The sequence below is a fragment of the Nocardioides sp. NPDC051685 genome (genome assembly GCF_044453405.1).
Taxonomy (GTDB): Bacteria; Actinomycetota; Actinomycetes; order Propionibacteriales; family Nocardioidaceae; genus Nocardioides.
The window spans coordinates 155594-181924 of the sequence record NZ_JBITCR010000006.1; the positions used below are offsets into that span (position 1 = coordinate 155594).

Annotated in this window: 22 protein-coding genes; all 22 read left to right on the forward strand. The window is 70.8% G+C overall.

The genetic code is table 11. The annotated features are described in order from the left end of the window. Position 1: 1 nt before the first annotated feature. Entirely contained in the window at positions 2–655 is a 654-nt protein-coding gene (locus ACIA03_RS18780) for an ATP-binding cassette domain-containing protein (protein WP_396985214.1), read from the forward strand. Continuing rightward, positions 652–2505: a YhgE/Pip family protein gene (locus ACIA03_RS18785; RefSeq protein ID WP_396985216.1), complete on the forward strand. Its 1854-nt coding sequence runs from the start codon at positions 652–654 to the stop codon at positions 2503–2505. The genes ACIA03_RS18780 and ACIA03_RS18785 overlap by 4 nt, the downstream gene beginning before the upstream one ends. Before the next feature lie 203 nt (positions 2506–2708). Then, the gene (locus ACIA03_RS18790) at positions 2709–3887 is read left to right on the forward strand and encodes a mandelate racemase/muconate lactonizing enzyme family protein (protein WP_396985218.1); all 1179 of its coding nucleotides are present in this window, start codon (positions 2709–2711) and stop codon (positions 3885–3887) included. Between the two features lie 29 nt (positions 3888–3916). Next, positions 3917–4678 (forward strand): SDR family NAD(P)-dependent oxidoreductase, encoded by a 762-nt coding sequence (locus ACIA03_RS18795; RefSeq protein WP_396985220.1) that lies wholly within the window; start codon positions 3917–3919, stop codon positions 4676–4678. After that, positions 4675–5808, forward strand: coding sequence for an aldose 1-epimerase family protein (locus ACIA03_RS18800; RefSeq protein ID WP_396985222.1), 1134 nt, complete (start codon positions 4675–4677; stop codon positions 5806–5808). Before ACIA03_RS18795 ends, ACIA03_RS18800 begins: the two co-directional genes overlap by 4 nt. A gap of 32 nt (positions 5809–5840) precedes the next feature. Next, complete coding sequence (locus ACIA03_RS18805) at positions 5841–7061, forward strand: CaiB/BaiF CoA transferase family protein (RefSeq protein ID WP_396985224.1); 1221 nt, start codon at positions 5841–5843, stop codon at positions 7059–7061. Next, positions 7058–8194, forward strand: coding sequence for a hypothetical protein (locus ACIA03_RS18810; RefSeq protein ID WP_396985226.1), 1137 nt, complete (start codon positions 7058–7060; stop codon positions 8192–8194). Before ACIA03_RS18805 ends, ACIA03_RS18810 begins: the two co-directional genes overlap by 4 nt. After that, a complete protein-coding gene (locus tag ACIA03_RS18815) occupies positions 8191–8979 on the forward strand; it encodes an enoyl-CoA hydratase/isomerase family protein (RefSeq protein WP_396985228.1) in 789 nt (262 codons plus the stop codon). The genes ACIA03_RS18810 and ACIA03_RS18815 overlap by 4 nt, the downstream gene beginning before the upstream one ends. A 14-nt stretch (positions 8980–8993) precedes the next feature. Beyond that, complete coding sequence (locus ACIA03_RS18820; protein WP_396985230.1) at positions 8994–10181, forward strand: fumarylacetoacetate hydrolase family protein; 1188 nt, start codon at positions 8994–8996, stop codon at positions 10179–10181. Further along, complete coding sequence (locus ACIA03_RS18825) at positions 10178–11680, forward strand: aldehyde dehydrogenase (NADP(+)) (RefSeq protein WP_396985232.1); 1503 nt, start codon at positions 10178–10180, stop codon at positions 11678–11680. Before ACIA03_RS18820 ends, ACIA03_RS18825 begins: the two co-directional genes overlap by 4 nt. A gap of 147 nt (positions 11681–11827) precedes the next feature. After that, complete coding sequence (locus ACIA03_RS18830) at positions 11828–13006, forward strand: CaiB/BaiF CoA transferase family protein (protein ID WP_396985234.1); 1179 nt, start codon at positions 11828–11830, stop codon at positions 13004–13006. A gap of 83 nt (positions 13007–13089) precedes the next feature. Next, positions 13090–14115: a LacI family DNA-binding transcriptional regulator gene (locus tag ACIA03_RS18835; RefSeq protein WP_396985236.1), complete on the forward strand. Its 1026-nt coding sequence runs from the start codon at positions 13090–13092 to the stop codon at positions 14113–14115. 193 nt (positions 14116–14308) lie between these two features. Then, on the forward strand, positions 14309–15643 hold the full coding sequence (locus ACIA03_RS18840) for an ABC transporter substrate-binding protein (protein WP_396985237.1): 1335 nt from the start codon (positions 14309–14311) through the stop codon (positions 15641–15643). A 104-nt stretch (positions 15644–15747) separates the two neighbouring features. Then, the gene (locus ACIA03_RS18845; protein ID WP_396985239.1) at positions 15748–16719 is read left to right on the forward strand and encodes a carbohydrate ABC transporter permease; all 972 of its coding nucleotides are present in this window, start codon (positions 15748–15750) and stop codon (positions 16717–16719) included. Further along, the gene (locus ACIA03_RS18850) at positions 16716–17663 is read left to right on the forward strand and encodes a carbohydrate ABC transporter permease (protein WP_350717347.1); all 948 of its coding nucleotides are present in this window, start codon (positions 16716–16718) and stop codon (positions 17661–17663) included. The genes ACIA03_RS18845 and ACIA03_RS18850 overlap by 4 nt, the downstream gene beginning before the upstream one ends. Beyond that, positions 17663–18763, forward strand: a complete 1101-nt coding sequence (locus tag ACIA03_RS18855; RefSeq protein ID WP_396985241.1) for a Gfo/Idh/MocA family protein — start codon at positions 17663–17665, stop codon at positions 18761–18763. The genes ACIA03_RS18850 and ACIA03_RS18855 overlap by 1 nt, the downstream gene beginning before the upstream one ends. A gap of 19 nt (positions 18764–18782) precedes the next feature. Then, positions 18783–19931 (forward strand): CaiB/BaiF CoA transferase family protein, encoded by a 1149-nt coding sequence (locus ACIA03_RS18860; RefSeq protein ID WP_396985243.1) that lies wholly within the window; start codon positions 18783–18785, stop codon positions 19929–19931. Further along, positions 19928–21106, forward strand: coding sequence for an extracellular solute-binding protein (locus tag ACIA03_RS18865; RefSeq protein ID WP_396985245.1), 1179 nt, complete (start codon positions 19928–19930; stop codon positions 21104–21106). Before ACIA03_RS18860 ends, ACIA03_RS18865 begins: the two co-directional genes overlap by 4 nt. Next, the gene (locus ACIA03_RS18870; protein WP_396985247.1) at positions 21103–21576 is read left to right on the forward strand and encodes a MaoC family dehydratase; all 474 of its coding nucleotides are present in this window, start codon (positions 21103–21105) and stop codon (positions 21574–21576) included. The genes ACIA03_RS18865 and ACIA03_RS18870 overlap by 4 nt, the downstream gene beginning before the upstream one ends. Continuing rightward, on the forward strand, positions 21573–22871 hold the full coding sequence (locus ACIA03_RS18875) for an L-fuconate dehydratase (RefSeq protein ID WP_396985249.1): 1299 nt from the start codon (positions 21573–21575) through the stop codon (positions 22869–22871). Before ACIA03_RS18870 ends, ACIA03_RS18875 begins: the two co-directional genes overlap by 4 nt. After that, the gene (locus ACIA03_RS18880; protein ID WP_396985251.1) at positions 22868–23761 is read left to right on the forward strand and encodes an amidohydrolase family protein; all 894 of its coding nucleotides are present in this window, start codon (positions 22868–22870) and stop codon (positions 23759–23761) included. The genes ACIA03_RS18875 and ACIA03_RS18880 overlap by 4 nt, the downstream gene beginning before the upstream one ends. A 164-nt stretch (positions 23762–23925) precedes the next feature. Then, positions 23926–26331 carry a glycosyl hydrolase family 95 catalytic domain-containing protein gene (locus ACIA03_RS18885; protein WP_396985254.1) on the forward strand — a complete coding sequence of 802 codons (2406 nt, stop codon included), beginning with the start codon at positions 23926–23928 and terminating at the stop codon, positions 26329–26331.

A 26331-nucleotide genomic window follows, 5' to 3' on the forward strand; every position in this document is an offset into this window, starting at 1 on the left:
CATGAGCGAAGAGGCGGCCGAAGAGGAGGCCACGACGCTGCGGGCCACCGGCGTACGTGCTCGGCAGGGGGCCCGAGATCTGCTTCCGACCACGTCGTTGACGTTGCGCGAGGGAGAGGTCGCGGTGGCTGTCGGTCCGCCGGGAGGCGGGCACACGTCGTTGGCGCTCGCGCTGGCGGGGCGGCTGCGGCTGGATGCCGGCAGGGTCGCGCTGGACGGGGACGCGTCGCCGCGGGTCCTGCAGGGCGCGGTGGCGCTCGTCGATGTGCCGGGGGTGTCCGAGCCGGACGAGATGGTGTCGTTCCGCACGATCCTCGGTGAGGAGCTCGCCATGGCGAGGCACAAGCCGAGCGGGTCGGTCATCGACCACTGGCTGGGGAACTACGACCTCGCGCCCGGCATCACCACGGAGGCGGTCCCGCCCGGACCGCGCCTGGAGATCCTGGGGCGGATGGCGGCGATGCGCCCCGGCACCCGCTTCCTCGTCCTCACCTACCCCGAGCGGCTGGGCCTGCCCGTCGGGGACTGGCTCGCTATCGCGAAGGATCTCGCCGGGGCAGCGCCCAAGCCTGGGGTCCTGGTCACCGCGAGCCCCGCGGCGGTGATCCCGAGCGGAGTGCGTACGTTCACCATCGGCCCGACGGAGGAAGCATGAACTCGCTGCGTATCGCACTGACCGAGCTGCGCCGGATCACGGCTGGCCGCCTGGCGAAGCTCGTCATCGTCGCCCTCGTGATCGTGCCCACGCTGTACGCCGGGCTCTATCTCTACGCCAACCACGATCCGTACGCTCACTTCGACGAGCTCCCGGCGGCGCTGATCATGGAGGACACCGGTGCCACCACTACCGACGGCACCAAGATCGACGCGGGGCGCCAGGTCGCCGACAAGCTCCTGAAGTCGGGCGACTTCGACTGGTCGGAGACCTCCACGGCCAAGGCTGAGAAGGACATCCGCGAGGGTGACTACTACTTCGCCCTGCGCATCCCGGAGGGCTTCTCCCGGACGCTGACCGGCGCCGAGCGGCTCGACCCGAAGCAGGCGCAGATCCAGGTCATCACCAACGACGCAAACTCCTACCTGTCCACCACGATCGCCACCAACGTCACCGACAAGGTCCGCGACGCGATCGCCAGCGAGGTCTCCGAGCAGGCCGCGGCCAACTTCCTGCTCGGCATCTCCGACCTCCGCTCAGGCCTGGTCAAGGCCGCCGACGGCGCCGCGAAGCTGGAGAAGGGCGCGGTCTCGCTCCGCGACGGCGCCGGGAAGCTGGCCACCGGAGCGGGCGACCTCGAGAACGGCCTGAACACCATCGAGGGGAAGGTCACGGACCTGCCCGCCAAGACGCGTGAGCTCGCCACCGGCGCCCGGAAGGTCGCCGACGCTAACGGCGAGATCGCCGCCACCGGGCAGCGGGCCGCGAGCGCCGTCGACGACGCGGTCGCCGCCTATGACGCGAACCGCGCGGACCTCGACGCCCGGCTCGAGGCGCAGGGCCTGGACGAGCAGCAGCGCGCCGAGGTGCTGGCCATCTACGACCGCGGAGCCGCCCCGCTCGACCGTGTCGACCAGCGCGTCGGTGACGTCTCCGGCCAGCTGAACGACCTCGCCACCGGCGCCGACCAGGTCGCCGACGGCAACGAGCAGCTGGCCTCGGCGATGCCCGGCCTGGTGGCCGGGATCTCCCAGGCGGCGGACGGTGCCGGCGAGCTGAGCGCCGGCGCGGCCACGCTGCGAGACGGTGCCGCGAAGCTCGCCACCGGCGCCGGCGACCTGAAGAAGGGGCTGCAGGACGGCGTCGCCCAGGCACCGGCCACCGACGAGGAGCTGCGCGACCAGATCGCCTCCACGATCGCCGACCCGGTCGCCATCGACTCGGTCTCCGAGGCGAAGGCGTCGTCCTACGGCGCCGGGCTCGCACCGTTCTTCCTCGCCCTGGGTGCGTGGATCGGCGGGTACGTCCTCTTCCTGCTCGTCCGGCCGATCTCGACCCGTGCGCTGGCCGCCAACCAGACCCCGCTACGGGTCGCCCTGGGAGGCTGGCTCACCCCGGCGCTCATCGGCGCCGCGCAGATGGTGCTCGTGCTCGTGGTCGTCGGTCTCGCCCTCGACATCACCCCGGTCAACTGGCTCGGTACGCTCGGATTCCTGCTGCTCACCTCCGCGACCTTCATCGCGATCGTGCACATGCTCAACGCGCTCCTCGGGGCGCCGGGCCAGTTCCTCGGCCTGGTCCTGATGGTGGTCCAGCTCGTCACGGCCGGCGGCACGTTCCCCTGGCAGACGATCCCCGAGCCGCTGCACCCGCTCCACCACGTACTGCCGATGAGCTATGCCGTCGACGGGCTCCGCCAGCTGATGTACGGCGGGCTGTCCGGGCGGGTCCTCTCGGACGTCCTGGTCCTGGCCGCCTTCCTCGTCGGCGCGCTGCTGCTGACCAGCTACGGCGCCCGCCGGCAGCGGGTCTGGACGCCCAAACGGGTGAGGCCCGAGATCGCCCTCTGAGGTCTTCACGCCTCACCGACCGCGCTTCCAGGTGCGGCGCTGAAGTGCGCCATCCTTCGCGCGCAAACAACAGACGGTTGACAACAGACAAATGATGTCTGATGATTTCGTCGTGGGTGGTCAGCGCGCAAGCGATGGCGGCTCCAGGAGCAGACCGCCGGCGGCGCCACCGCCGAGGCCAAGGGCTAAGGGGCCGACGAACCATGCGCATCACGGGGTATCGCACGCTGACGACGGTGCACGACTGGGGACGGCCCATCGGCGACGTCAACGGCGCCGTCGGGTCGGGCAGGACGGCGGTCCCCATCGTCGTGCTCACCACCGACTCGGGGTTGGAAGGCATCGGCCTGGGCCACCACCAGGGTCTCGACGTCGTCTTTCCTGCCCTGGAGGGCGAGGACCCGCTCGCTGTGCAGGCGCTCTATGACCGGATGCTCTCGTGGGTCTTCAAGTCCGGCCACGGTGGCGCGGTGTTCGGGGCGATCGGCGCGCTCGACATGGCGCTGTGGGACCTCAAGGCCAAGGCAGCCGGCCAGCCGCTGTGGCGCCTGCTCGGCGGGCGCGACCGGGTCGTGCCGGCGTACGCCTCTGGCTTGGACGGTCCGTTGAGCGACGACGAGCTGGCCGCGCTCCAGACCCGTTTCGCCGACCATGGGTTCACCGCCGTCAAGATCAAGGGCGGCCTGGACGTCGAGGCCGACCTCCGGCGCCTTCATCTCGTGAGTGACGTCTTCCATGATCGGACGGGCGCCGCGCCCGCGCTGATGCTCGACGCGAACGAGTCCTGGTCGCGCAAGGAGGCGGTGCGTCACATCGGACGGCTCGAGGAGTCGGTCGACCTCGCCTGGGTCGAGGAGCCGGTGCGCCGGTGGGACGTCGATGGCCTGACCCGCGTCTCCCAATCGGTGCGTGCGGCCGTCGCGACCGGGGAGAACCTCACCGGTCTCGAGCAGTTCCGGCCGCTGCTGCAGGCCAACGCGGTCGACGTCGTGCAGACCGGCAGCGTGTGGGGGATCACCCACTTCCTGCGCGTGGCCGCTCTCGCGCTGGCCTTCGACCTTCCGGTGAGCCCGGTGGGCTACAACGCCAACCCGGTCGCGCACGCGGCCACGGTCGTCCCCAACCACCTCTCGCTCGAGGTGCAGGACCTGCATCTGCCCTTCGGCATCGAGTCCGAGCAGGAGATCGAGGACGGACACCTGGTGCTCGGCGACGGCCCCGGCCTCGGCCTGATCGTGGACGAGGCGGCGATCGGGCGCATGAACGAGGCCGCCGACTGGGGTCGCCACGTCGGCCCCCACGTGCGCCCGGAGCGGGCCGGTCGCCGGCTCGTGCGCAAGCCGTCCCTCCATCCGCGGCCCCAGGGCCCCTCCGCACGCTGACCCGCTGCCTCTTCGAAAGGACCAGCCAGATGACGTCCCCGACCCTGCAGCCCCGCGGTTGTGCCGTGGTGACCGGAGCGGGCGGCTCGCTCGGCCGCGCCAGCGCCGTCCGCCTCGGGCAGGAGGGCTTCTCGCTCGCCCTGCTCGACCTCGACGGGGACGCACTGACCACCTCGGCCGCCGAGGTCGAGGCGACGGGGGCCAAGCAGGTGACCCTGCCGGTGGACGTCCGCGAAGCCGACGCCGTGGTCGCCGCCCTGGAGGAGGCCGAGCGCGAGCTGGGGCCGCTCGAGGTGCTGCTCAACAACGCCGCGATCTACCCGGCCACGCCGTTCCTCGACATCCCGGTCGGCGAGTACGACGACGTGGTGACGGTCAACCAGCGGGCCTACTTCGTCGCCGCCCAGGCGGCGGCCAGGCTGATGGCGCCGCGGGGGAGCGGCACGATCGTCAACGTCGGCTCCATCACCTTCACCGGCGGCTGGGACAAGCTCGCCAGCTACGTCTCGACCAAGGGCGCCGCGGTAGCGCTGACCCGTGCGCTCGCCCGTGAGCTCGGCCCCCTGGGCATCCGGGTCAACGCGGTCGCGCCGGGTGCCTTTCCGACCAGGGCCGAGGAGATCCACGAGGATCCCGAGGCCTATACGGCCCACGTGCTGGACCACCAGTCCCTCAAGCGGCGCGGCCGACCCGACGAGCTGGCATCGGTCGTCGCCTTCTTGGTCGGGCCGGACGCGTCCTTCATGACCGGGCAGACCCTGAACGTCGACGGCGGATGGAACATGCAATGAGCGAATTCGAGCTGGACGTCTTCGGACACCGACTCACCCCGCGCGCGCTGCGCGAGCGCACCGGGGACACCGAGTCCGTCGCGGGCGTACGCCACGTCGTCCTCGACAACGGCTCCGAGCGCGGCGTCCGCGCGGTGCAGCTGCGCACCTCGGCCGGGCTCGAGGTGGAGGTGCTGGTCGACCGGGCGCTCGACCTCGGCGCGGCCCGGTTGCGGGGCGTGCCCTTCGGGTGGCGCAGCGGCAACGGCTTCCGCCACCCCGGCCTGCACGAGCACCACGACGAGGGCGGCCTGTCCTGGCTGCGCGCCCTCGACGGGCTGCTGGTCTCCGGCGGCCTCGACCACACGCTCTTCGGCGGTGACGTGGACGCGACGGCGTACAACTATCCGCCCAAGCAGACGGTCAACCACGGCCTGCACGGCCGGCTCACCGCGATCCCTGGCCGGCTGCTCGAGGCGGGCGAGGTGTGGGACGGCGACCGCTGCGTGCTGCGGGTGCGCGGGGAGGTCGTCCAGGCCACCTCCTTCGGTGAGCACCTGCGTCTGACCCGCACGATCGAGGTCGACTTCGACGGGCTCGAGATCCGTCTCCACGACGTCGTCGACAACCTCGGCTTCGACCCGACGCCGCACATGTTCCTCTACCACCTCAACTTCGGCTGGCCGCTCGTCGACGCGGGCACGGAGTTCGTCGCGGCGATCAGCGAGACGCCGTGGCGCTCCGACTCGGTCGCCGAGCAGGGCGTCTCCTACCGCACCCTCCCCGAGCCGCAGTCGCGGTTCGTCGAGCAGGTCCACGAGCACACGCTGGTCGCCGACGGCCACCGGCGACACCGGGTCGCGCTGGTGCGCGACGACGAGACCCTCGGCGTGGAGGTGTCGTGGGACTCCGCCACGATGCCGCACTTCTTCGAGTGGCAGAACCTCCGCAGCGGTCAGTACGCCATCGGGCTGGAGCCGTCGACACATGCCGTCGCCGGGGATGCCGCCGCCCGCGAGGACGGGTCGATGACCTGGCTCGAGCACGGCGACGCGCGCAGCTACTCGACGACGATCCGCGTGCTGGACGGCGCCGAGGCGATCCGCGCGTCCCGGGCCGCGATCCGTGAGCTCGGCAACCAGCCCGACTGACCCTGCCACCCCACCGACGCAAGGAAGAACCGATGACCACCACTCCCCGCATCCTCGAGGGATACCGCGTCCTCGACTGCTCGATCGCCATGGCCGGCCCGTTCGCCGCGCAGCGGCTGGGTGATCTCGGCGCCGACGTCGTCAAGGTCGAGCCGGTCACCGGCGAGTGGCAGCGCCACGCCGCGGCCGGCGGCGCGCAGGGCAACCGCATCAACGTCTCCTTCCTCTCGCTCAACCGCAACAAGCGCTCGCTGGCCGTCGACCTCAAGGCCGAGGAGGGCAGACAAGTTCTGCTGCGGATGGTCGAGAGCGCAGATGTTTTCCTACAGAACTATCGGCCGGGCGTCGCCGAGCGCCTCGGCGTCGACTACGCCACGCTCTCGGCGATCAACCCGCGCCTGGTCTATGTCTCGATGTCCGGCTACGGCGAGGACGGGCCCGACGTCGACCAGCCCGGGCAGGACCTGCTGCTGCAGGCGCGGAGCGGCGCGATGCTCTCGACCGGTCGCCACGGCGAGCCGCCGCAGCCGGCGGGGCAGTATCTGGTCGACGCGGTCACCGCATCCACCGCGTTCGAGGCGGTCCTCGCCGCGCTGCTCCACCGCGAGCGTACGGGCGAGGGTCAGCTGGTGAAGGTCAACATGCTCGACGCGATCACCACGCTGCAGATGCAGGAGCTGTCGGTGTTCGTGGCCGGCAAGGTGCCCCAGCAGCGCAGCGCGGAGCCGCACGCGCACGTCTACATCCGGGCGCCCTACGGCACCTTCAAGACGGCGGACGGCTTCCTCGCCCTCGCCATGCCCGACCTGCCGACTCTGGGCAAGGTCATCGACGAGCCCGCGTTCGCCGAGATGAGCTCGGAGGTGCACGGCTGGAGCCACCGGGACGAGGTCCATCGCCGCACGGCGGACAGGCTGGTGCTGCGTACGACGGCCGAGTGGCTCGACGCTCTTGGCGCCGCCGGCATCTGGTGCGGCCCGGTCCAGGACTACGCGGCCCTGGTCGAGGACCCACAGATCAAGCACAACGGGACCTTCGTCGAGTACGACCACCCCACCGAGGGCCGGGTCACGACCCCGGGGTTCCCGTACGTCTTCTCCCGTACGCCGGCCGTGATCGAGCGGGGCGCCCCGCTGGTCGGGGAGCACACCGGCGAGCTGCTTGCGGAGGCGGGCTTCACCGGCGAGGAGATCGCCGCGCTGACCGCCGACGGCGTGGTGGCCGAGACCAGCCCCGGCCAGCCGGCCGCATGAGTCGGCAGTCCTTCCGTGGCCTGACCTGGGACCACCCGCGCGGCCGGGACGCCCTGGTCGCGGCCGCCGAGGCGAGCGACCTGGATCTGACGTGGGACGTCCATCCGCTCAGCGGCTTCGAGTCGACCCCGATCGAGGAGATCGCCGCCCGCTACGACCTCGTCGTCCTCGACCACCCGCACCTCGGAGACGCCCTCGTGCATGGCTGCCTGCGGCCCTTCGAGGACCTCGTCGGTCACGAACAGATGGCGGAGTGGGCAGATGCGGCCGTGGGACCCAGCCTTGAGTCGTACGTCATGGACGGGCGGCTGTGGGCGGTGCCTCTCGACGCGGCGACGCAGGTCGCGGCCACCCGCGCCGACCTGGTGGACGGTGCCCCGCAGCTGTGGTCGGAGGTCGCCGCGCTGTCCCACCGGGCACCCGTCGCGCTGTCGCTCGCGGGGCCGCACGCCCTGCTGACGTTCTCCTCGGTCTGCGTCGCGCTCGGGGAGGAGCCCGGACGCGCGGAGCGCTTCGTCTCCGACGAGGCCGGGCGGCAGGCACTCGAGCTGATGACCGACCTGGCCGCGCGGGCGCCGCGCCACACCCGGGACCTCGACCCGATCGGCCTGCTCACCGAGATGACCGCGGGCGACACGCTCGCGCACGTGCCGCTCGTCTACGGCTACGTCACCTACGCCGACACCACCCTGGAGCGTCCGGTTCGCTTCACCGACGCGCCCCGGACGGCGCCCGGTTCGCGGCCGGGCTCGACCCTCGGCGGCACCGGCCTGGCCCTCACCACACGGTGCCAGGTCACGCCCGAGCTGCTCGACCACGTACGCCATCTCATGTCGGGTCCGGTGCAGGAGGAGTTCATTCCCGCGCACGCCGGCCAGCCCTCCGCGCGCGCCGCGTGGACCTCGCCCGCGGTGAACGAGCCGGTGGGCGGCTTCTACCGCGGCACCCAGGAGACCCTCGAGCGCGCCTGGGTCCGCCCCCGGCACGCGGGGTACGTCACGTTCCAGTCCGAGGCCGCCGAGATCGTGCGCGAGGCACTCACCGGCGCGACGAGTCACGGTGCCGCCCTCGCCCGCCTCGACGAGCTCCACCTGGCCGCGCTCGGCCACGCACCGAAAGGAATCGCCCGATGACCGCTCCCGAGTCGACCTGCCCGGAGGTGCTGTTCGAGCAGCATGGCCACATCGCGGTGATCACGCTCAACCGGCCCGCCAAGCTCAACGCCGTCACCCAGGAGATGTCCGCCGCGCTCGTCGCGCTGGCGCGCTGGTGCAACGACGCCGACGATGTTCGGGTGGTGGTGCTGACGGGTGCGGGGGACCGTGCCTTCTGTGTCGGCTCGGACATCGCCGAGCTCGACAAGTACGCCACCCCGTGGGAGTTCCGCAACCGTGAGGACTACTGCGACTCGCTGAAGGTGCTGCGCAAGCCGGTCATCGCCGCGATCAACGGCTACGCCCTCGGGGGCGGGCTGGAGACCGCGCTGATCTGCGACATCCGGCTGGCGTCGACCACCGCGAAGCTCGCCGCCGCCGAGGTGAAGCTCGGCTGGATCGGCGGTGGCGGCATCTCGGCCCTGCTGGACCGCTCGATCGGCCCCAGCAATGCCGCGGTGATGCTGATGACCGGCGACCCGATCGACGCGCGGCGGGCGCTCGCCTGGGGTCTGGTCAGCGAGGTGCTGGCGCCCGAGGCGCTGCTGCCGCGCGCCCTCGGGCTCGCCGAGACCATCGCGAGCCGAGCCCCCATCGCGGTGGAGACGGCCAAGGCCGACCTCGCTGCCGCCGCCAACATGCCGCTGGAGCAGGCGGTCGCCTACGAGCGCGACCTCCAGACCGTGTGCTTCGCGACCGCCGACGCCGCCGAGGGCCGCGCCGCGTTCGCCGAGAAGCGCCCGCCCCGATTCGTCCGAGCCTGACCGGAGGACCACCGATGACCGTCACCCCCGACTGGGCGCCCGACCTGGCCGCCACCCTGCCCACAGACGCCGCCGTCTCCACGCTCGTGGGGCGCGCCTGGGACCCGGAGGTAGGAGGCCCGAGCGTCGTCGTGGTGCGTGCGGGCGTGGCGTACGACGTGAGCGGCGCGTTCGCGACCGTCCGCGACCTCTGCGAGGAGGCCGACCCCGTGGCCGCGCTGGCCGGTGTGGCCGGCGAGCCGCTGGCCACGGTGGCCGATCTGCTCGCCAACACGCCGCCGGCGGGCCGCGACGCCAGCCGCCCCTGGCTGCTCGCGCCGGTCGACCTGCAGGCGGTCAAGGCCGCCGGGGTGACCTTCGCGGTCTCGATGCTGGAGCGGCTGATCGAGGAGCGCGCCCGGGGTGAGGCCGATGCTGCGGCCGAGGTGCGCGCCGAGATCACCACGGCGATCGGCGGTGGGCTCGACCAGCTGACCCCCGGCTCGCCGGAGGCGCTGAGGCTCAAGGAGGTGCTGCGCGAGCGCGGCATGTGGAGCCAGTACCTCGAGGTCGGGATCGGCCCCGACGCGGAGATCTTCACCAAGGCCCAGCCGCTGGCCGCGGTCGGCACCGCCACCGAGGTCGGCGTGCTCGCCTCGTCGCGGTGGAACAACCCCGAGCCCGAGGTGGCGCTCGTGGTCGCCTCCGACGGCCGGATCGTCGGCGCCGCCCTTGGCAACGACGTGAACCTGCGCGACGTCGAGGGGCGTTCGGCGCTCCTGCTGCCGAAGGCCAAGGACAACAACGCTGCCTGTTCCATCGGCCCGTTCGTACGCCTCTTCGACGACGGGTTCACCCTCGACCACGTGCGCGCGACGACGGTCTCGCTCGAGGTGCGCGGAGAGGACGGCTTCGAGATGGTGGGCACCTCGTCGATGCGCGCCATCAGCCGCGATCCCGCGGACCTGGTCGGCCAGCTGGTCGGTCCGCACCATCAGTACCCCGACGGGGCCGTGCTGCTGCTCGGCACCATGTTCGCGCCCACCGACGACCGGGACGAGCCGGGCATGGGCTTCACCCACCATCGTGGCGACGTCGTCCGGATCTTTGCGCCCGAGCTCGGCAGCCTCGTCAACCTCGTCAGGACGAGCGAGGAGTGCGCACCGTGGGACTTCGGCGTCGCCGACCTGATGCGCAACCTCGCCGGAAGGAATCTGCTGTGACCGTCCTGTCGTCCCACAACCCCGCCACCGGCGAGGCGACCCCGACCGGGCTGCGGGCCACCACGACCGAGGAGGTCGACCGGATCGTCACGGAGGCGCACGCCGGGGCGCGGGCGCTCGCGGCGTCAGGTCGCGAGGGTCGCGCCCGCCTGCTCGAGGCGATGGCCGAGCGGCTCGAGGAGAGCCGCACCCGGCTCGTCGAGACCGCGATGGCGGAGACCGGGCTGCCTCGTCCTCGGCTGGAGGGCGAGGTCGGCCGCACCACCTTCCAGCTGCGCCTCTTCGCCGAGGCGGTCCGGGAGGGCAGCTTCCTCGAGGCCGCGATCGACCATGCCGGCCAGACGTCGCTCGGACCGGCCCCCGACGTACGCCGCATGCTCGTGCCGCTCGGCCCGGTCGCCGTCTTCGGAGCCAGCAACTTCCCGCTCGCCTTCTCGGTGCCGGGCGGCGACACCGTATCCGCGGTCGCGGCCGGGTGCCCGGTCGTGGTCAAGGCCCACGAGTCGCACGTGCTGACCTCCCAGCTCGCCTTCGAGCTGCTGCGCGCCGCGGTCGAGGAGCTCGGGCTGCCGCCCGGGACGGTCGGCCTGGTCCACGGCCGCCAGGCCGGAGCCGACCTGGTCGTCCACCCGCTCATCAAGGCGGTCGGCTTCACCGGCTCGCCCGCCGGTGGCCGGGCGCTGCTCGACCTGGTCGACGCGCGCCCCGAGCCGATCCCGTTCTACGGCGAGCTGGGGAGCCTCAACCCTCTCGTGATCACCTCCGGTGCCGCGGCGGCGCGCGGGGCGGCCGTCGCCGAGGGTCTCGTGGCATCGATCACCGGGTCGGCCGGGCAGCTGTGCACCAAGCCGGGACTCGTGTTCGTGCCGTCCGGGGAGGCAGGGGACGAGCTGGTCGAGAAGCTGGCTGCGATTCTGGCCGAATCGGCCGCGCAGCCCCTGCTCAACGGCGGCATCGCCAGCTCCTATCGCGAGATCCTCGGCCGCCTCGCGGCGGAGCCCGGCGTCACCGCCGCCGTGACCGCGGCGGAGCAGAGCGAGCCGGCGTGGGCCGCGGCCGGACTCCTGGTGGCCGGCACCGCAGGGCTCTCGCAGGTCATGGAGGAGTGCTTCGGCCCCGCCGCCGTCGTGGTGAGGTACGCCGACGAGACCGACCTCGTCGCCGCCCTGAGTCAGGTGCCCGGATCGCTGACCGCTTCCCTCCACTCCGAGCCCGGCGAGTCCGAGCTGACCCGGCGGCTCGTCGAGGTGGTCACCCCGCTCGCCGGCCGCCTGGTCTTCAACGGCTTCCCCACCGGCGTACGCGTCTCGTGGGCGCAGCATCACGGCGGACCATGGCCGTCCACCAACACGCTGCACACCTCGGTCGGCGTCACCGCCATGCGCCGGTTCCTGCGTCCGCTGGTGTGGCAGGACGCCCCGGAGGAGCTGCTGCCCGAGGAGCTACGCGACGGACACACCGGCGCGCCGCGACGCATCGACGGCGTCCTGCACCCCTGACACCAGCCGAGGCGTCAGCCGCGTCGGCCGAGTCGGCAGCGCCGTGCCAGCTCGGCCGACGTACGTGACGTCTCGGCGCTGCTTGCTCTCCGCATCACCCGGGCCGTACCATTGCGCAAACGATTGATCGCGCGAGGGGGAGTGGCGATGCAACCGGAGGACCTGCCTCTCGCCGGCACCGTGGTCCTGGACTTCAGCCAGTTCCTGGCGGGTCCGGTCGCAGCGCTGCGGCTGGCCGACCTGGGCGCGCGGGTGATCAAGATCGAGCGGCCCGGCGCCGGCGAGATCGGTCGGACGCTGGCGTTCGCCGGACGCTCGGCCGCGGGGGACACGCTCTCGTTCCACGCCATGAACCGCAACAAGGAGGCGGTGGTCGCCGATCTCAAGGACCCGGCGGACCTGGCTCGGGTGAAGGATCTCGTCGCTCGCGCCGACGTCGTCATCGAGAACTTCCGGCCCGGCGTCATGGAGCGCATCGGCCTCGACTACCCGAGCGTGCGCGAGCTCAACCCGGCGCTCGTCTATGCGAGCGCCTCGGGCTACGGCGACACCGGCCCCTGGGCGAGCCGACCGGGTCAGGACCTCCTCGCCCAGGCGGTGTCCGGGGCGACGTGGCTCGCCGGCGCGGACCGGCCGATGACGATCGGGCTCTCCCTCGCCGACCATCTGATGAGCTGCCACCTCGCCGAGGGCGTGACCGCGCTGCTCGTACGGAGGGCCCGGACCGGTCGGGGCGGGCGCGTGGAGACCAGCCTGCTCGAGGGCATGCTGGATCTGCAGGCCATGCTCCTGACCCGACCCGAGGGCGCGGATCTGCCCGGTGCGTCCCCTCAGCCGGCGACGTCCGCCTGGACACCCTCCGGGATCTTCGCGACGAAGGACGGGTACGTCGCGCTGTCCGGGGTGTCCCTCGGCGAGCTCGCGGCCTCGCTGGGTGAGGAAGAGCTGGCCGGGCTCGCGGCCGCCGGCGGGTGGGAACAGCATCCCGGGCGGGTGAGCGAGCTGATCGCCGCAGCCCTGCGGCGTGACACGACGGCCTCCTGGCTCGATGCCCTCCACCCTCAGGGCGGCCCGGGCGGGTGGATCACGTCGGTGCTCACCCTCGAGGAGCTGCTCGCCTCGCCGGAGTTCGCCGCGCTCGAGATGACCCAGCAGGTCGAGCGGTCGGCTCCGGAGCCGGGCGGCGCATCGGTGACGCTGACGACCACGCGGAGCCCCATCCGCATCGACGGCGAGATCCTCAGGCATCGGCGGGGTGCGCCGCGGCTCGGAGAGCACGGGATCCTGCGTGACGGCGCCGACCCGCTCGAGGGTTGGCCTGCATGACCGATGTCAGTCAACCGGCTCCGGCCACGCCGGAGCCGCCGGGTGCCCAACCGTCGCAGCCGGGCAGAGCTAGGCTGCGGCCCATGGCCACCCTTGGCGATGTCGCAGCCCGCGCCGGTGTCTCGATCTCGGCCGTCTCGAGGGTGCTCAGCGACGCGCCCTCGGCCCGGGTGAGCGAGGCCACCCGCGAGCGGATCGTGCAGGCGGCCAAGGACCTGCATTACCGACCCAACTTCGCCGGGCGGGCCCTGAAGTCGGCGCGGACCCAGGTCGTAGGACTGGTCGTCCCCGACCTGACCAACGCCCTGTTCACCGAGCTCATGCACGGCGCCGAGGACGAGTCGGCTGCGCGGGGCTACACCCTGCTGCTCGGCCGCGCCGACGACGTACGTCCCGAAGGCGAGATGATCGCCCGGCTCATCGGCGAGGGGCGCGTGGACGGCATGGTCATCCAGGTGGGCGACGGCGTCGCGCCGGCCGGGATGGGGGACCTGCTGGCCTCGGGCGCTCCGATCGTGCTGATCAACTCCACCTACCCGGGACACGTCGGTTCGGTCGCTCTCGACGACCGCACCGGTGCCCGGATCGCCACCCAGCACCTGATCGACCTCGGCCACGAGAGGATCGCCTTCGCCAACGGCCTTCCCCGCTCGTTCACGGCGAAGCGGCGGAGGGTGGGCTACAAGGAGGCCCTCGTCGAGGCCGGGCTGCCGGTACGTCAGGACTACGAGACGCGGATCGGCTACACCGCCGACAACGGCCGCACCGCCCTGCGGCGACTGATGGAGCGGGAGCCGAGGCCGACGGGAATCGTGGTCGCCAACGTCAACGCCGCCATCGGTCTCCTCGCGGCCGCCCGAGCCGACGGGATCCGTGTCCCCGAGGACCTGTCCGTGGCGACCGTGCACGACTCCTGGACAGCTGAGAACACCTGGCCACCGCTGACCGCGGTCAAGATGCAGTTCTACGACATGGGCCGCGCCGCCGTACGCAGCGTCGTCCGCCGCATCGAGACCGGTGAGATGGCCGACGAGATGATCACCGACCCCGCCCCGGAGCTCATCGTGCGGGAGTCCACGGCGCCACCGCGCCGGCCGTCTGAGAACTGACGGACGAGCACCCCGCGGCTGGGCGGTGGGTCTCGCGCGCCCCGAATCGGCCCCGCCTGGGCCTCTCGCCCGGCTGCCCTGAGGAAGATCTACTCAAACGATTGACCACTCCCGGTGATCTGCTCTAACGTTTGAGCAGTGGCCTGCGTCACATTGCATCCGCTCGGGACACATCGTCGAAGGAGCCATGTCCATGAAGCGAAACCCACTCGGTTCACGTCGCCGGGCGCCCCTGGTGGCCGCCGCGACCCTGCTGGCCGCCTCGGTCCTGGGTGCCTGCGGCTCCGGCGGAGGAGATGATGCCGCGGGCGAGAAGACGGACTCCGGTGGCGCGATCACTGTCTGGGTCGACCCGCCGCGAGTGCCCGCCGCGAACGCCTTCAAGAAGGCGTACCCGGACATCGACATCAAGATCAACCAGATCGACGGGACCGTCGGCGGCAAGTCTCTCCAGCAGCAGTTCGCCCAGTTCAACGAGGCCGGGCAGGGCTGGCCGGACGCCATCTTCTTCCCGTCCAACGACGACATCGCATGGGCCTCCGGCGCGCAGATCGACTACACGCTGGACCTCAGCGACCACCTGCCCGATGTGCTCGACGGCTACGAGGGTTCCATCAACGCCTCCTGCGAGATCGACGGCCAGGTGCGCTGCCTGCGCAACGACGCGGCTCCGGACGTGTTCTGGTACAACAAGGCCTTCTTCGACGCCAACGGCTACGAGGTGCCGACGACCTGGGAGGAGTACGGCGACCTGGCCGTCCAGATCGCCAAGGAGCACCCGGGCAAGATCAGCGGCTTCACCGGCGACGCGTACGCCCCGGACCGCTATCTGTGGGGCTCGGGCTGTCCCACCAACGACCGACAGTCCGAGACCGTCGTCCACATCGACACCTCCGACGCCAAGTGCACGCGAGCGGTGGACCTGATCGGCACGATGCTGGAGGGCAAGGCACTCTCGACCGTCGGCATCTTCGACCCGGACGCGGCCAAGGCCGGCAAGGACCTGGTCATGAGCCCGGGCGCTGCGTGGTGGGGCGACTACCTCTTCAACCAGACCTGGAAGATCCCGGCCGGTCAGATGACCGCCGTGGAACCCCTCGCGTGGGACGGTGAGAGCGAGCCCTCCACCGGCAACGAGGGCGGGGGCCTCTGGGGCGTCTCGAACCACATCACGGGCAAGCAGCTCGAGAACACGCTGACCTTCGCCGAGTTCGTCGCCACCGACCCGAGGTGGCAGGTCGAGCTCTCCACCGGCCTGCCGGCGTACGGTCCCGTGCAGGACGCGTGGGCGGAGAAGCAGGCCAAGGCCAACTACTTCGCGGACAACGAGACCACGTTCGAGGCGATGAAGAAGGCCAACGACTACGTCGTCGACGGCCACGCCTACATGCTCTACAACACCGGAGCGGTGTGGACCGAGACGGTGGCCGCCGCCCTCGCCTCAGGAGGCGACGTCGACCAGGCCTGGAAGTCCTTCGGGGACGAGCTGGTCAGCCAGGCGAAGGCGATGGGCTACACGGTCGAGTAGCCCGGCCACTCACGAGCTCCTTCGGCCCGGAACGCCCGGGCCGAAGGGTGCCATCCCAGTCACATCGGGGCCTCACGGTGGCCCGGACACATCGGAGGAGCAACATGTCGACCGCCTTGATGGAGGACGTCGCCACCTCACCGCCCGAGGCGGGCCCGAGGCGCCGTCCCCGGCGACGAGTCGCGCGGCCCAGCGAGACGCGTGGCGCCTGGGTGCTGATGGCGCCCTACCTCGTCCTGCTGATGATCGCGGGCATCATCCCGGTCGCGTACGCGATCAAGACATCTCTGGAGAAGGCGCCGACGCCGCTGGACCCCACCGGCGGCTTCGGGGGCGTGGACAGCTTCAGGACCGTCGTCACCGACTACCGGTTCGTCGACACGTTCGTCAACATCTTCGCGACCCTGGTGGTCTGGCTTCCGATCATGACGATCGGCATCGTCGGGCTGGCTCTGCTGGTCCACGCCAGCCCCGGATGGTTCGGGTCGTCGATGCGGTTCGTCTACTACATCCCCGGCGCCCTGGCAGGCGTCGCCAACCTCGTGCTCTGGGTCTATCTGCTCAACCCGAGCCAGTCCCCGATCGAGGGGTTCTGGCAGGCGCTGGGCATCGACACCATCAAGCAGGCGGTCGCTGGACCCGGGAACCTGCCGTTCATCCTGGCCGCGATGATGTTCTTCCAGGGCGTCGGTCAGTGGGTCATCGTGGTCAACGGCGGCCTCAACGGGATCTCGGAGGAGACGCTCGAGGCGGCGCGGCTGGACGGTGCCAACGAGTGGCAGCTGGCCTGGCACGTGAAGCTGCCGATCATCCGGCCGTGGATCGGGTACGCGGTGCTGATGAACCTCGCCTACGGGTTCCAGCTGTTCCTCGAGCCGCAGCTGCTCGACCAGGTCGCCAGCAACGCCCTCGAGGACCAGTGGACGCCCACCCAGCTGGGCTACGCGTTCGCCTTCAGCAACTACAACTTCCCCGCGGCCGCCGCGATGTCGCTGATCCTGCTCGTGATCACGCTGGGGATCGGCCTGCTGGTCGTCTTCCGGACCGGCCTGTTCGGTGAGGAGGAGCAGCGATGAGTCAGATCACCGCAGACGTACGTCCGAAGGCCCGGCCTCGGCGGGCCATGTTCGACTGGAGCATCGGCAAGACCGCGCGCGTCGTCACGATGCTGTTCGTGGCGTGCCTGTTCGTCCTGCCGATCACCGGCTTCATCGCGATGGCGTTCCGGTCCAACGAGGGGGTCGCCTCCGGCGCCGGCGGGCCCTTCGGGTTCGGCGACATGTCGTGGGACAACGCGCAGTACAGCTGGTCCCAGGTCAACGGGTTCGGACCCGGCGGCGGGCTGTACACCCGGTGGCTGCTGAACACGCTGGCCGTCGCGGGCGGGGGTGCGCTGCTGGCGGTCTTCGCCGCACTGCCGGCCGGCTACGCGATGGCCCGGCTCCGGTTCCGTGCCCGCCGTCCCATCCTGCTGATCACGCTGGTCACGATGGTTATGCCGAACACCGTGCTGGTCATCCCCATCTTCCTCGAGGTGAACGCCATCGGTGCGGTGGGCCAGCTGTGGCCGGTGGGGCTGATCATGGGCTTCTTCCCGTTCGGGGTCTACCTGGCCTACATCCACTTCATGACCACCATGCCCCAGGAGCTCGTCGAGGCCGCCCGGATCGACGGTCTCGGCGAGGTGTCGATCTTCTGGCGGGTGGGGCTCCCGATCTCGCGCCAGGCCGCCGTCCTGGTCGGCTTCTTCGCCTTCGTCGCCAACTGGATCAACTTCTTCCTGCCGCTGGCGCTGCTCTCCTCCAACCAGAACAACCAGACCCTCCCCGTCGGGCTGCAGCAGCTGATCGGCGCGAGCCCGCTGTTCAACCCGACCGTCGCCGCCGGGCTGGACGTGAAGCTCTACATGCCGCAGCTGGCGCTGGCGACCTTCATCTCGATGCTGCCGCTGCTGATCGTCTTCCTCGGCGCGCAGAAGTTCCTGATGCGGGGCGAGACGATGGGGGCGGTGAAGGGCTGATGGCCCCGCATCCGCCACCGGAGCTCGACCCGCATCCCGGCTACTCGGCCGAGATGCCGAAGTCCCCGCGGCCGATCGTGGTCGTGGGCGCCGGCGGGATCGTCCGTGACGCCCACCTGCCGGCGTACGCAAAGGCGGGGTTCGAGGTCGCCAGCATCACCGACCTCGTCCCCGAGCGAGCGCGGGACCTCGCCGAGCGTTACGGCATCCGCACCGTGTGCGCGGACGTCGCGGACGCGGTCCGGTCGGCTCCGGCCGACGCGGTCTACGACGTCGCCCTTCCGCCCGAGGCGCACGTCGAGGTCCTCGAGCAGCTGCCCGACGGCGCTGCGGTCCTGCTGCAGAAGCCCTTGGGGAACCACCTGGCCGAGGGGATCCGCACCCGTGAGGTGTGCCGGCGCAAGGGGCTGGTGGCTGCGGTCAACACGCAGCTCCGGTTCGCACCGTACGTCGTCGCTGCCCGCGAGCTCATCGCTGCCGGCACGATCGGGGAGCTCTACGACCTGGAGGTCCGGGTCTCGGTGCGGACCCCGTGGGAGATGTTCCCGTACGTGCTCGATCTGGACCGGCTCGAGATCAACATGCACAGTGTCCACTACCTGGATCTGGTGCGTTCCTTCCTGGGGGACCCGACCGGGGTCCACGCGGTCACCGTGCGTCACCCCGAGAAGCCCCACGCCAACAGCCGCTCCGACATCGCGCTGAGCTACGGGGACCGACCCATCAGGGTCGTCGTCTCCACCAACCACGACCACCACTACGGACCCCGGCACGAAGAGTCCTTCGTCAAGTGGGAGGGCACCCGCGGCGCCATCCGGGCACAGCTCGGCCTGCTGCTGGACTACCCCCGCGGCGGGCAGGACTCGCTCGAGCTCGTCACCGACGACCGGCTCGGCGACGGCTGGCGGCCGGTGCCGTTCGAGGGGTCCTGGTTCCCCGACGCGTTCATCGGCTCGATGGCCGTCGTCCAACGCTTTCTCGAGGGGTCGATCCCGTCCCTGCCCACCGGGGTCGAGGACGTCTTCCGCACCATGGCGGTCGTCGAGGCGGCGTACACGGATGCGGCCCGCGGGGGAGAGCGGCCGCCATATGACCGGTAACCAGCCGAAAGGAACGTCGATGAGCGACGCTCAACCCTCCGAGCTGCCCTTGGAGGGCGTCACCGTCCTGGACTTCAGCCAGTTCCTGGCCGGTCCCGTGGCGGCGCTGAGGCTCGCCGACCTCGGCGCCCGGGTCATCAAGATCGAGCGACCCGCCGGGGGAGACGCGGGCCGCAGCCTGGCCTTCGCCGGACGGACGGTGAACGGCGGCAGCCTCTCCTTCCACGCCATGAACCGGAACAAGGAGAGCGTGGCAGCCGATCTGAAGGATCCCGCCGACCTCGAGCGCGTACGCGCACTGGTCGCGGGGGCCGACGTGATCGTCCAGAACTTCCGCCCCGGGGTGATGGAGCGGATCGGTCTCGACTACGAATCCGTCCGTGCGCTCAACCCGAGCATCGTCTACGGCAGCGTCACCGGGTACGGCGGCGTCGGCCCGTTCCAGGACCGCCCGGGACAGGACCTGCTCGCCCAGGCGATCGCCGGGCTGCCCTGGCTCAACGGGTCGGCCGATGACCCACCGGTCCCCGTCGGGCTGGCGGTGGCCGACCACCTCGCCAGCTGTCACCTGGCCCAGGGCATCACCGCTCTGCTGGTCCGGCGGTTCCGGACCGGGAAGGGCGGGCTGACGGAGACGAGCCTGATGGAGTCCCTGCTGGACCTGGAGTTCGAGCTGCTGACCACCCGGCTCAACGATCCGTCGGTCGAGGTACGCCGCAAGGGACCCCGATCGGCCCACGCCTTCCTCTCGGCTCCCTACGGCATCTACCCGACGAGCGACGGCTATCTCGCGATCGCGATGAACCCGGTGCCCACGATCGGACGGCTGCTCGGGCTCCCCGATCTGGAGGCGATGACCGACCCGCAGACCTGGTGGGACCGGCAGGCGGACATCGAGGAGGCGATCAGCGAGCGGCTCCGGAGCGACACCCGGGACGCCTGGCTGGCGGTCCTGGACGCCGAGGACGTGTGGTGCGCCCCCGTGCTCACCCTCTCCGAGCTGGTGGAGCACAAGGGCTTCGAAGCCATCGCGATGACCCAGCAGATCCGCCGTGACGGCCTCACCCTGACCACCACCCGCAGCCCGATCCGCATCGACGGCGAGCGGTTGACCAATCCGCGCCCGGCTCCACGCCTGGGCGAGCACGACCTCGAGGGGGACCGATGACCGTCCTGCACGGCATGACCTGGGAGCACCCGCGTGGCTATGACTGCCAGGTCGCGGCTTCCCAGGAGTACGCGCGCCGGACCGGTGTCGAGGTGCGCTGGGAGTTCCGCTCCCTGCAGGCCTTCGCCGACGCGCCGCTGGCTGACCTGGCGGAGCGCTACGACCTGCTCGTCATCGACCACCCCCACGTGCCGCAGGCCGTCGCCGAAGGCGTGCTCGCGCCTCTGGACGGCGCCGGGTACGACGACGCCCTGGCCGCCCTGGCCGCCCTGGCCGCCGATGCCGTTGGCAACAGCCACGCGTCCTACCGTCACGGCGGGCGCCAGTACGGCCTGGCCACCGACGCCGCGGCGCAGGTCGCCGCCCACCGCCCGGACCGCCTGCCGACTCCGCCCCGGACGTGGGAGGAGGTGCTCGAGCTGGCCGCGGAGGGCGCCGTGCTCTGGCCGGGCAAGCCCATCGACGCCTACTCGACGCTGTGCACCCTGGCAGCCAACCGAGGGACGCCGGTCAACGCCGAGCCCGGGACCTTCCTGCCCGAGGAGGACGCGCTGAGCGTGCTCGACCTCATGCATCGGCTCTGCGAGCAGGTGCCGTCGTGGTGCCTGGATGCGAACCCGATCGAAGTCGCCGAGGCACTGTCCACCGACGCCACCGAGCCGTGGGCCTACGCGCCGTTGCTCTACGGCTACAGCAACTACTCCCGGGCGGGGTTCCGGCCACATCGCCTCAGGTACGTCGACATGCCCTCCGGCCCCCGAGGGGTGGCCGGTTCGCAGCTCGGCGGTGCCGGCGTGGCCGTCTCGGCCCGGTCGCGAGACCTGGACGCAGCCCGCGCGTACGCGCTGTGGGTGGCCTCCCCGGAGGTTCAGTCGGGCATCTACTACGACGCCGGTGGCCAGCCCGGCTACGCCTCGTCGTGGGACGACGACCGGCTCAACGAGGACTCGTGGGACTTCTTCCGGGGCACCCGCGCGACCCTCGAGGGCGCCTGGGTGCGGCCGCGTACCGCCGGCTACCTGGAGTTCCAGGACACCGTCTCGCCATGGGTGACCGAGGCGATGGCCGGGCGGCTGAGCGATGCCGAGCTGGTCCGCCGGGCCGGCGAGCTCGCCGAGCGCCTGCTCGTTCCGGGAGCCGACGCGACGACCATCGAGGAAGGAGCATTAAGATGAGGGTCGAGGAACGCTGGTTCGAGGACTACGCGGTCGGGGAGACCCGGACCACCCTGGGGCGCACCATCACCGAGGCCGACATCGTCCTGCACGCCGGTCAGACGGGCGACTTTTTCCCGCACCACATGGACGCGGAGTGGATGGCCACCCAGCCGGCCGGGCAGCGGATCGCCCACGGGACGCTGATCCTCGCGGTGGCGGTCGGGATGACCGCCACCGACATCAACCCACAGTCCATGTCCTACGGCTATGACCGGATCCGGTTCATCGGCCCGGTCTTCATCGGCGACACCATCACGGTCACTGCCGAGATCACCGAGATGTCGGAGCACAGGAAGAAGCCGGCCGAGCTCGGGTACGTCCACGAGCTCGTCACGGTGACCAACCAGCGTGGCGAGACGGTGCTGGTCCTGACCCACCTCTACCTCGTGAACAAGCGCCACCCATCCCCACAGGAGGATCCCTCGTGACCCGTATCACCGCCGTCGATGTCACCGATGTCCGCTTCCCGACCTCTGTGTCGATGGACGGGTCCGACGCCATGAACAAGGACGGTGACTACTCGGCCACGTACGTCGTGGTGAGCACCGACGACCCGGAGCTGTCCGGCTTCGGCTTCACCTTCACCATCGGGCGTGGCAACGACATCTGCACCCTGGCGGCGCAGCGCCGCGGTGAGCCGCTGGTCGGGCGCGAGGTGAGCGACGTGGTGGGCGACCTGGGCGGGGTCTACCGGGATCTCGCCTCGGACTCCCAGCTGCGCTGGCTGGGCCCGGACAAGGGGGTCGAGCACCTGGCCCTCGCCGCCGTGATGAACGCGGTCTGGGACCTGGCCGCCCGGGCGGCCGGCAAGCCGCTGTGGCGGCTGCTGGCCGAGATGAGCCCCGAGGAGCTCGTCGACGTCGCCGACCTGACCTACCTCAGCGACGCCCTCACCCGGGAGGAGGCGCTGGACATCCTCCGCGAGAGCGTCCCCCACCGTGAGGAGCGGATCCGGCAGCTCGAGGCGACCGGCTACCCCTGCTACACCACGTCGGCCGGCTGGCTGGGCTACTCGGACGACAAGCTGCGCAGGCTGGCCGCCGAGGCCGTCGACTCCGGCTATCGACACATCAAGCTGAAGGTCGGCGCGAACCTCGAGGACGACATCCGGCGCTGCGAGATCGCGCGGGAGGTGATCGGCTGGGACGCCAAGCTGATGATCGACGCCAACCAGGTCTGGGACGTGCCGCAGGCGATCGAGTGGGTCAACGCGCTGGCCCGCTTCGAGCCGTGGTGGATCGAGGAGCCGACCAGCCCCGACGACATCCTCGGCCACGCTGCCGTCCGCAAGGCGGTGGCCCCGATCGGTGTGGCGACCGGTGAGCACGGCATGAACCGAGTGCTCTTCAAGCAGATGTTCCAGGCAGAGGCCATCGACTTCTGCCAGCTCGACTCGGCGCGGTTGGCCAGCGTCAACGAGATCCTCTCCGTCTACCTGATGGCCAGGAAGTTCGACGTCCCGGTCTGCCCCCATGCCGGCGGCGTGGGCCTGTGCGAGCTCGTCCAGCACCTGTCCGTCTTCGACTACGTCGCGGTCTCGGGCACGCTCGAGGACCGGGTCACCGAGTTCGTGGACCATCTCCACGAGCACTTCACTGACCCGTGCATCGTCGAGAACGGCGCCTATCGGCTGCCCGCCAAGCCGGGCTACAGCGCGGAGATGCACCCCGAGTCGGTGGCGACGTACGCCTATCCGGACGGCAGCTACTGGGCGAACCGGTGACGCCGCAGATGATCATCGACAGCCACCAGCACGTCTGGGACCTCACCCGCTCGCCCTACCCGTGGCTCGGTCCCGACGTACCCGAGTACAACCGCACGTTCACCTTCGACGAGGTCCGGCCGCAGCTGCGGGCGCAGGGGGTGGACGCGACCGTGCTGGTCCAGTCCGACGACCACGACGGCGACACCGACCTGATGCTCGAGGTCGCCGACCAGCATCCGGAGGTGGTGGGGATCGTCGTCTACGTGCCGCTGGACCGGCCGGACCTGGCCGCCGAGCGGCTCGACTGGCTGCGCGGGGACGATCGCGTCGTCGGCGTACGCAACCTCATCCACAACATCCCAGACCCGGACTGGATCCTCCGTCCGGACGTCGCCGAGGGGCTCGGGCTGCTGGAGCGGCTCGGGCTCACCTACGACCACGTCTCGGTGCTGCCGCGCCACCTCGAGCACGTGGCGACGCTCTCCGAACGCCACCCGGACCTGCGGATCGTGATCGACCACCTCTCCAAACCACCGATCGGCGATGCCGAGCGAGAGCCGTGGTGGAGCCTCATCGAGCGGGCGGCAGAGAACCCGAAGGTGTTCGGCAAGGTCTCCGGGCTGTACCCGGGTGCGGCCCCCGACAGCTGGACCGTGGCCGGCATCCAGCCCTTCGTCGACCGGGCGGTCGAGGTGTTCGGCCCGAGCCGGCTGATGTACGGCGGAGACTGGCCGATCTCCGTCACCGCCGGTGGCTACGAGCGGGTGTTCGCCGGGCTCGAGGACGCGTTGGCCGGCCTGTCGAGCGGCGAGCGCGATGAGATCTACGCCGGCAGTGCGCGCCGTTTCTACGGTCTCGACGAGCAGCGGCTGGCCGCCGCGGAGGCGTCTGTTCGGGAAGCGCGCTGATCTACAGAGATCAGATCACTTGTCCATCTCTTCTGTTGCGCTTCGGCCTACATCGGCCATATCCAGGCCAAATCCCGGCAAGCATCGACATGACGTGTGATGTCTATTACATTGAAACAACCGATGTTTGCCCCACCTCTGGGGCGTGAGTCAGGAGGAAGCTGATGGTGGACTTCACGAGACGACGGGTGCTGCAGGCCGCTTCGGCGCTGGCGGGCGGGGCCCTGGTGCAGCCGGTCGTCACCGAGGCGGCCGCAGCCGCCGCCGATGAGCCGGAGACCAACCCGCTGGAGCTCTGGTACCGCCAGCCGGCCGCGGAGTGGCTCCAGGCGCTGGCGATCGGCAACGGCCGGATGGGCGCGATGGTCTTCGGCGGTGTGGCCAGCGAGAAGCTGATGCTCAACGAGGACTCGGTCTGGGCGGGCCATCCGCACAACTACGACCCGCCCCGCGGGGCGGAGGTGCTCCCCGAGATCCGCCGGATGATCTTCGAGGAGAACTGGGTCGGGGCCCAGCGCCTGGCCGACCAGGAGTTCCTCGGGCGGCCCAGCGAGCAGGCCTTCTACCAGCCGGTGGGCGACCTGCTGCTCGAGTTCCTGGGCATCGATGGTGAGCCCACGACGTACCGACGCTCGCTCGACCTGCGGTCGGCGATCGCGACCTCGGAGTTCGAGGTCGGCGGCGTGCGCTACCGCCGGGAGTCGTTCGTCAGCCACGCCGACCAGGTGATGGTCGTCCACCTCACCGCGGACCAGGCCGAGAAGGTCTCGTTCAACGCCACCTTCGAGTCCCCGCAGCAGAGCGACGTACGTCCTCACGACGCGCGGACGCTCGCGCTGGAGGGCATCAGCGGCCCCACGGAGGGGATGGAGGGCGCCGTACGCTTCGTGAGCCTGGTCCGGGCCGAGACCGAGGGCGGGACGGTCCAGTGCCAGGGGGACCTCCTCCGGGTTCGCAACGCCACGTCGGTGACGCTGCTGGTATCGATGGCGACCAGCTACCGCAACTACGCCGACGTGAACGCCGACCACATCGGGCGAGCGACGAAGCCGCTGGAGGCAGCGACCGGGCGCGGGTACGGGCAGCTGCGCTCGGCGCACGTGCGGGACTACCAGTCGCTCTTCGGCCGCGTCGACATCGACCTGGGCACCTCCGCCGCGATCGAGAAGCCGACCGACGAGCGAGTGGCCGCGTTCCGTGCCGGCGGCGATCCGCAGCTGGCGGCGCTGTGGTTCCAGTTCGGGCGCTACCTGCTCATCTCGTCGTCCCGGACCCCCGGGCAGCCGGCCAACCTGCAGGGCCTGTGGAACTACAAGATGCAGCCCGAGTGGCAGTCGAAGTACACCCTCAACATCAACGCGCAGATGAACTACTGGCCCGCCGGCTCGGCCAACCTCGCCGAGTGCTGGGACCCGATGTTCGCGATGACCGAGGAGCTCGCGGAGGTCGGGCGGAAGACCGCCAAGCAGATGTGGGGGTCGGACAAGGGCTGGGTCGCCCACCACAACACGGACGGCTGGCGGGGAACTGCACCGGTCGACTTCGCCTACTACGGAGTCTGGCCGATGGGAGGCGCCTGGCTCTCGCTGCTGTTCTGGGAGCGCTACGAGTACACCGGCGACAAGGAGAACCTCGCCGAGCACTTCCCGACCCTGCGTGGAGCCGTCGAGTTCTTCCTCGAGACGATGGTGCGCGACGAGCAGTCCGGCTACATGGTCACCTGCCCGTCGCACTCGCCCGAGGTCAAGCACCACGAGCAGGACGACGAGGGGGTCAGCATCTGCGCCGGCCCGACGATGGACTGCCAGATCCTGCGCGACCTGTTCACCGCGTTCGAGAAGGCCGCCGCCGCGCTCGGCAAGCACGACCCGCTCGTCGAGAAGGCCGTGGCGATGCGGGACCAGCTGCCGCCCAACCAGATCGGCTATCTGGGCCAGCTGCAGGAGTGGCTGATCGACTGGGAGGACGCCGCCCTCGAGCGGAGCCGCCACGTCTCCCACCTGTGGGGCGTCTTCCCCTCGGACCAGATCAGCCCGCTGCGTACGCCGGAGCTGGCCGACGCGGCCCGCAAGGCGCTCGAGCTGCGCGGTCCGGCGATCACCACGGGCTGGTCGCTGGCCTGGAAGATGAACATCCGCGCCCGCCTGCTGGAGGCCGAGAACGCCTACCTCCATGTCCAGCACATGCTCCATCCCTCGCGGACGGCGCCCAACCTCTTCGACCTGCACCCGCCCTTCCAGATCGACGGCAACTTCGGCGCCGTCTCCGGGATCACGGAGATGATCATGCAGAGCCACTCCGGCGAGCTCTTCCTCCTTCCGGCGCTGCCGGCGGCATGGCCGGAAGGCAAGGTCCGCGGGCTGCGTGCCCGTGGTGGATTCGAGGTCGACCTGAGCTGGGTCGACGGCAAGGTCGAGGTGGCCCGGATCCGGTCGCTGCTCGGCAACCGCCTCCGGCTGCGTACGCAGCAGCCGGTCCAGGTGGCCGGGACGGACGTCTCCCGACCGGAGGAGAACGTCGTCGAGCTCGACACCCGGCGAGGCAGCACCTACACCGTGGTTCCGCGGTAG